Below are 7,279 nucleotides of genomic sequence, written 5' to 3'. Positions count from 1 at the left end.
CAGAATAATCCACTATGGATATTTTTATTAGTTCAATTTCATTTTACAACAGGTCGAGTATTATTAATTGTCTATATACTTTCTTTTATATATCTCCTTTGCTTATGAATACAGCTAATTCAGTTCTGCTATTTAATTCTAGTTTTTCAAGTATTCTTGTGACATAATTTTTTACAGTTCCTTCTGTTAAAAAAAGAAGATTACAAATCTCTTTATTGCTTTTACCAGTTGCAATTAATTTTGCAACTTCCTTCTCTCTTGCTGTAAGTAACTCTAATTTATCATTATCCTTCTCAACTTTGTCTTGCTTTTCATTGTTAATCGAATTAAAAGCCTTAACTATTTTTACTGTTACCCCAGGATCAAAGAGCATATCTCCGTTATAAACTGCCTTTATAGCTTTAATTATATCTTCAGAGCCTGCATCTTTTAAAAGGTAGCCGTCAGCTCCATTTTCAATAGCCTTAAATATATATTCATCCTCATTAAAAGTTGTAAGAATTATAACGTTAAAGCCATTAGTGAATGACCTACTGAATCATGAAGTTCCTGGGCCATCATGTTTCTCTCTTTTGAAGCTGTTAATTCTTCTACTTCTAATATATATTGGTGAAGTCTTATGTTTGTATGTTTCAGTTCCTCATTTAATTTATTTACTTCTTCTTTTTCTCTTCTGACAGCTTTTATAGAATATGCTATGCTGGCTACTGCAAAATAATTTAGAAGACCAATACCTAACTTTGATAACTTATCTACAGTATTAGGTACCCCTAATTGAAGAATTAATATTGTCAGAAACAACAGCATATGCACTAAAATTAAAATTTTTATTTTTTTTGCCTTTATTCCTAAAAGCTCTACTAATGAAAAAAATACATAGATACTAATACCTACCCCATTTATGAAATATGCTATTAACATAACTCCACAGATAGTTAAAAATAACGATGAATAGTATGTAAAATTCAAATTACTAACTAACTTCGTCGTTCTTATATAATCATTTATCGTTAGTATAATACCTAAGCTTAGCAATAATACCATAGGAAAAATTCTATTGCTATAGGAAGAATAAATATTAATAAATATAGATATAAATAAACAATATTTCAAAACTATTAAGTATTTTTTTGACAAAGACATTTTTACGACCTCATTTTAAATATATTAAAGAGAATAGAAAATTTAATTATGCTCAATTTTAATTTCCACAAGATCACTGATAAATAATATTTAAAGAAAATGAAATTTAAATATCCTCTTATTTTCAAATTATATCATTGTATATATATTGAGCAATATATGACTTAAGTAATATATTTTTTATAACTTAAGTAACTACAAATATAACTTATTATGTATTAAGATTTATCCATAGAAAAAATTTAAGTAGGTGAAAGATATGAATTATTTACAAACACAAAATTTATCCCAGTTATTTGTAGTTATTTTATTGCTGGCATATACTATATACAAGCAAGTTATATTAAGACCTGTTAAGCCAAAGAAATATGTAATATTACCTATAATATTTTTATATCTTACTTTTAACGCAATGGCTAATCTAAGTCCTAATATTATATATAAAGAAGCTGCACCTTTATTTCTTCTTGCTTCAATAGGATTGATATCTGGAATAGCGTCAGGCATGGTAACAAAAATATTTACTGGAGAAGATGGAATTTTATATCAGCAAGGGGGAATAGCTGCCGCAATAGTATTATTCTTTACAATCCCTATACGTTATATATTAAGGCACTCGCTAATATCTACGTCTGAATTTGTGGTACTTAATAATGCCGGTGTTTCTTACCTCATAATGTTCTCTTCTCAGCTTATAAGCAGAAGCTTAACTATATTTATAAGGTGTCCTATGATTTGGTCTCTTTTTCTAGATCAGCGAAAAAACAGAAGAAAGAAAATTTCATAATAAAATTCTTTATATAAAACAAACAGGATATCTACTTTAATTTATAGATACCCTGTTTTCACTTTTTCATTAATATTAAAAAATAAGCTCAACAAGCTAAGTTATATATGTATTTCCTAATTCTTGTTAATTAAATTTATTTTAACCCATTTATATTATGGTTACTCTGAATATTTCCTATTTCATTTATGCTGTCTTTTGAATAGATTCAAAATATTCTTCTGCCTCTTTCTTATTATATTTTCTTTCCCATTTAGATATAACGACAACAGCTAATGAGTTTCCAATTACATTAACGGCAGTTCTTGCCATATCAAGAATACGATCTATTCCTGCAATGAAAGCTACACCTTCTACTGGTATTCCTACGGAACCAACAGTAGCTAATAAAACTACGAAGGATGCACCTGGAACTCCTGCCATACCTTTTGAAGTAAGCATTAATACAAGTACTAGATTTATTTGAGTAGCAATTGGTAAATGCATTCCATATATTTGTGCTATAAAAAGTGCTGCGATAGCCTGATATAATGTAGATCCATCCAAGTTAAACGAGTATCCTGTCGGTACAACAAACGATGCAATCGCCTTTGGACATCCAAACTTCTCCATCTTCTCCATAAGTTTTGGTAAAACTGCTTCAGAGCTTGCTGTAGTATAGGCTAAAATAAGTTCATCCTTTAAAATTCTTATAAGTTTTACAATACTTGTCCCTGATATTTTTGCAACAGAACCAAGAACAATAAATACAAAAAGAATCATTGCTACATAAACAGTAACAATTAATTTTCCTAATGGAATCAAAGATGCTACTCCAAACTTAGAAACAGTTACCCCTATTAATCCAAATACTCCAAGTGGAGCAAGTTTCATTATCTGATTTGTTACCCAAAACATCGCATCAGCCACACCTTGAAAAAAAGAAAGAACTGGTTTTCCTTTTTCTCCAATTGAAGCAACACCCAAACCAAACATAACTGAGAAGAATATAACTGGAAGTAAATCTCCCTTCGCAAGTGAATCAAAAATGTTAGTTGGAACAATATTTACAAAAGTACTAATAAAACTATGCTTAGATGCATCATTTGCCGTATTCATATACGAATCAATACTTACTGTTGAAAGCTGCTCAATATTTATACCAGTTCCTGGATGTGCTAAATTAGCTATCACTAAACCTATTATAATAGCAACAGTTGTTACTAACTCGAAATAGAGTATTGTTTTTCCTCCTATTTTACCTACCTGCTTGATGTCACCAACGCCTGCTACACCAACAACAAGCGATGAAAATACTATTGGAACTACAATCATTTTAATTAAGCGGATAAAAATATCCCCAAATGGTTGTAAATATGATGCTACAGCTGGATTACCGTAGAACATAGCTCCTACTATAATACCAAGTATAAGCCCAATAAGAATTTGAATTGCTAATCCGATTTTTTTCATTATAATAGCCCCTTTCAATAATTTATAATTTAAAATTTTCCCTCTTTCATTCCTAAAAATAGAATGAATATCAATGAAATTTTCTATATTAGATTAAGAAATTTGAAATTTCTAATTATATAAAATTCATTAAAATGTTTACTTGTACAGAAATAATATTACCTTACAAACATTTTGTAATTTTCATAATCAGCTATTAATCCAATATGATTATTTTAAAATTTTATATAAAAAATTAAATTTACAGCAAACATTATAGCATAAAATATTGCTATTTTATTCTTTTGTTTGAAAATTCTAAATATTTTTTCTTATTTTTCTTATTACTTAAGTTGTTTTAATGCAAATAGGCCATTAATAAAAAATAACCATCAAAAACCTAAACTTTAGATTTTCGCTGGTTTAATAATTAATAATAAATAATGTTTTTAGTGCTTTTTCTTACGACTTTTTAGCTTTTATAAATCTTCACATAAATCTCAAACGTATTACTATTACACTCCGCCCAAATTTCACCATTGTGCATTTCTACTATATTCTTTGAGATAGCCAAACCTAAACCAGAACCACTTATCTTAGAATTTCTAGATTTATCACCTCTATAAAATCTATCAAAAAGCATTAATATATCTCCAGAAATCTCGCTCGCCATTTCATTTTTAAATGCAATAGTTGCGTATTCATTACAATCAATTAAATTTACATATATATCTGTACCTTCGATACCATACTTAACTGCATTTGATAATAAGTTTTCGAAAACCCTTCCTAATTTACTGGAGTCAACATTCAAAATCACTTTAGACATTTCAAATTCTTTCTTAAAATTCATATTTTTCTTTTGCGCTTCTATAAATAATTCTCCAATGCTTTGTTCTAATATCTCAACGACATTCACTTCGCTTTTATTTAAGGATATCCCACCAGATTCTAACTTTGAATATTCAAACAAATCTTCTATAAGCTTTTTTAACTTATAAGCTTTTTCTATGGATATATCAGTATACTTTTCTTTATTTTCCTGTGAAGTTTTTTCATCTCCTGTAAGTTGTAAGTAGGCTATAAGCGACGTTAATGGAGTTCTTAAATCATGAGAAACATTAGTTATCAGTTCACTTTTAAACTTTTCCTGAGCTCTTTCCTTTTCCATATTTTCCTTAAGTTTTTCAGCCATATCATTCATGCTTTGAGCTAGAAATCCTAATTCATCATTGCCTTTTCTCTTTATTCTATAGTCTAAGTTTCCACTTGAAAATTCCTCTGCTCCTTTTGCCATTGTTTTAATGTACTTTACTTTTCTATTTATTAAAAAGAATGTAAAAAACATCGCTATAACTGCTGGTATCATTAAGATATATAAAATAGTATTATCATCTAACCGCTTATACCATTGATTATATTTTCTATATATAATCAATTGTTCTAGTTTATTATCTATTGTAATATCATAAGTTTGATAAAAATTTCCATCCTCATATTCTCTATGAAACCATTTGTGTAATTTATCCATATCAAATTCATTTTCTTTAATACTTTTAGATTTTAGTAATATTCTCCCATCTCTATCTATAACAGCTGCATTCACTTTATGTAATTTTGAAACATCATTTAAATATTCCTCGCAGGAATCATCATTTCTATTCACAAATCTCTCTGCATCAACAAAAGCGCTGTTAAAATCAGTAATATTTTTAGAAGGACTATCTACATAAATTGAATATACAATTACACTAATTCCCCCCATTATTATAAAAAGACTAAGTATATTCATTAATATAAATTTTACATTCAAACTGTGTAAACTTCTTATAATCTTTTTTTTCAACTGATCCACCCCTACTGCTTAAACATATTTAAAAGAAATCCTGCATATAGCTAATCTATTTATTTTATTATTTATCAATCTTATACCCTATCCCCCATACTAATTTTATATATCTAGGTTCTTTAGGATTAATCTCTATCTTTTCTCTTATATTTCTTATATGAACAGCTACAGTATTATCAGAATTAAAAAAAGGTTCATCCCATACCTTTTCATATATCTGCTCCGTACTTAAAACCCTCCCAAGATTTAATGCTAAAACTGTTAATATATCAAATTCCCTTGGAGTTAGCCTGACAAACTTGTCATCTACAAAGACTTCCCTTGTAGCTCTATTTATAACAAGTCCATCTACACATATCTCATCGCTGTTTTCTTCCCTTGGCTCATTAAAACTTGTGTTTCTTCTTATTTGAGATTTCACCCTAGCCACGAGCTCTAAAGGATTAAATGGCTTTACAACATAATCATCCGCACCTATATTTAAGCCTAAAATCTTATCACTATCTTCACCTTTCGCTGATAGCATTATTATAGGCATCTTCTTTTCTTCTCTTATTTTTAAGCATGTCCTAATGCCATCTAATTTAGGCATCATTATATCTAAAATTATCAAATCTATATTAGTATTTTCTAATTTTTCTAAAGCTTCTAATCCATCACATGCTGTAATAACCTCAAAGCCTTCATTAACTAAATAAATTTCAATAACTTCTCTAATATCTTTTTCATCATCTACCACTAATATTGATTGCTTCTTTTCCATTTTTTACTCCCTGCCTTTAAACTTACAAACTTCAACACATAATCACCCGAAAAAATAATCACTAAAGGCATAAGCGGATATGCATATCTGCTGCATGTATAGTATGGTAAGTATACTAAATTCATCACTATTATACTTAATGCAATTACCTGCTTTCCTAAATTCCACTTTTGTGATCTAACAGTATTAATAATGCTAATAACAGCCGTTATTAATATAAGATAATGTTCTAAGAATGCCCACTTATAGGTAATCCCTAAAATTTCGTACCAGTAAAATGGTTCATACCAAAAATATAAAGTCTTTCCAATGGTGTACCAATAAATAAATTTTAGAGGTTCTTGTACTCCATATTTCTCTAATCTTTCCATTCCTGCTTCTATTTCGTATTCGTTGCTTTGTATAAAATTTTCACTGTGCCTATACTCTACACCCCATCCGTTACTTTGATCATAATTAATAAAAGTTCCTTGCAAAAAAGGGTTGCCACTAGACTTAGTAAATGGTATAAACATATTAAAATCTTTATAGTTCCTTATCCACCAAGGTGACATTATTATACAAAATATACATATTACTATACTAGCATACTTAACCATTTCTTTCACCTTATACCTATTTTTAATCCAGACAATAAATATAACTATTGGATAAGCTGCTATTGTAGGCTTAAACAAACACCCCAAGCTCCAAACTATACCTGCTTGTACATAATGCTTCTTTTTTTTAGTTTCTAATGCTAAAATACTTACATATACAAGAAGTAAAAATATGAACTTAAATGTAACTTCCATAAGTATGAGATTTCCTGCATATATCTCAACTATATAAATCGAATCAATAATGCAGGCTGCTAGAGCCGCCTTTTTATTAAAAATCTTTCTTCCTATTAAAAATATTAAATTTAAACTGCCAGCCTGCAAAGCAATTTGAAATATCCTAAATGCTATAATTGCCTGAAATTTACCGAATAATATTACAAAAGGTAATAATATAAATGTAAGTCCTGGCATTATGTATACTGTGGACTTGCTTACATTTTCATATGAAAATATTCCACTTTGTACTAAATTCCAAGCACTTCTTATATATTTAACATCATCATTATCAAATTGTTCTAAACTTCCGAGAAGTGTTGAATTTCCATATTTAAAACTTGAAATTGATGCTATTACTATAAACAATATTTCTACTAGTATAAGTCCTAATTTAATCTTTTTATCTTCCTTAAACACATGAATCATCATTTCTTCATTTCTCATTAATATTGTTTTCCCCCGTAATCATTAGCTGTTATCTAAGCTGG

At 28.5% G+C, this 7,279-nt stretch carries 6 protein-coding genes and 1 pseudogene; 1 reads left to right on the top strand and 6 read right to left on the bottom strand.

Going from position 1 to position 7,279, the window contains the following annotated elements; genetic code table 11:
• Positions 1 to 85: 85 nt before the first annotated feature.
• Together CLOBL_RS15655 and CLOBL_RS28560 are read right to left on the bottom strand one after the other, a co-directional pair.
• Positions 86 to 508: pseudogene (locus CLOBL_RS15655) on the bottom strand (response regulator transcription factor); the annotation flags it as partial.
• Positions 502 to 558 carry a histidine kinase gene (locus CLOBL_RS28560; protein ID WP_242953858.1) on the bottom strand — a complete coding sequence of 19 codons (57 nt, stop codon included), beginning with the start codon at positions 556 to 558 and terminating at the stop codon, positions 502 to 504. The pseudogene CLOBL_RS15655 and the gene CLOBL_RS28560, both read right to left, overlap by 7 nt.
• Positions 559 to 1,402: 844 nt before the next feature.
• Between CLOBL_RS28560 and CLOBL_RS15645 the strand changes: the two genes are divergently transcribed.
• On the top strand, positions 1,403 to 1,930 hold the full coding sequence (locus CLOBL_RS15645; RefSeq protein ID WP_077859896.1) for a hypothetical protein: 528 nt from the start codon (positions 1,403 to 1,405) through the stop codon (positions 1,928 to 1,930).
• Between the two features lie 186 nt (positions 1,931 to 2,116).
• On the opposite strand, the gene CLOBL_RS15640 is transcribed toward CLOBL_RS15645, so the two are convergent.
• From CLOBL_RS15640 to CLOBL_RS15625, 4 genes are all read right to left on the bottom strand, one after another.
• Positions 2,117 to 3,382 carry a cation:dicarboxylase symporter family transporter gene (locus CLOBL_RS15640; RefSeq protein ID WP_077859895.1) on the bottom strand — a complete coding sequence of 422 codons (1,266 nt, stop codon included), beginning with the start codon at positions 3,380 to 3,382 and terminating at the stop codon, positions 2,117 to 2,119.
• 451 nt (positions 3,383 to 3,833) lie between these two features.
• The gene (locus tag CLOBL_RS15635; protein WP_242953857.1) at positions 3,834 to 5,216 is read right to left on the bottom strand and encodes a HAMP domain-containing sensor histidine kinase; all 1,383 of its coding nucleotides are present in this window, start codon (positions 5,214 to 5,216) and stop codon (positions 3,834 to 3,836) included.
• A gap of 58 nt (positions 5,217 to 5,274) precedes the next feature.
• Positions 5,275 to 5,973: a response regulator transcription factor gene (locus CLOBL_RS15630; RefSeq protein ID WP_077859893.1), complete on the bottom strand. Its 699-nt coding sequence runs from the start codon at positions 5,971 to 5,973 to the stop codon at positions 5,275 to 5,277.
• Positions 5,949 to 7,235 carry a glycosyltransferase family 39 protein gene (locus tag CLOBL_RS15625; RefSeq protein WP_242953856.1) on the bottom strand — a complete coding sequence of 429 codons (1,287 nt, stop codon included), beginning with the start codon at positions 7,233 to 7,235 and terminating at the stop codon, positions 5,949 to 5,951. Before CLOBL_RS15625 ends, CLOBL_RS15630 begins: the two co-directional genes overlap by 25 nt.
• Positions 7,236 to 7,279 lie beyond the last annotated feature (44 nt).

The organism is Clostridium sp. BL-8 (assembly GCF_002006495.1).
Taxonomy (GTDB): Bacteria; Bacillota; Clostridia; order Clostridiales; family Clostridiaceae; genus Clostridium.
Note: the sequence above shows the minus strand (reverse complement) of the source record. Positions and strands in the feature narration are given on the sequence as shown.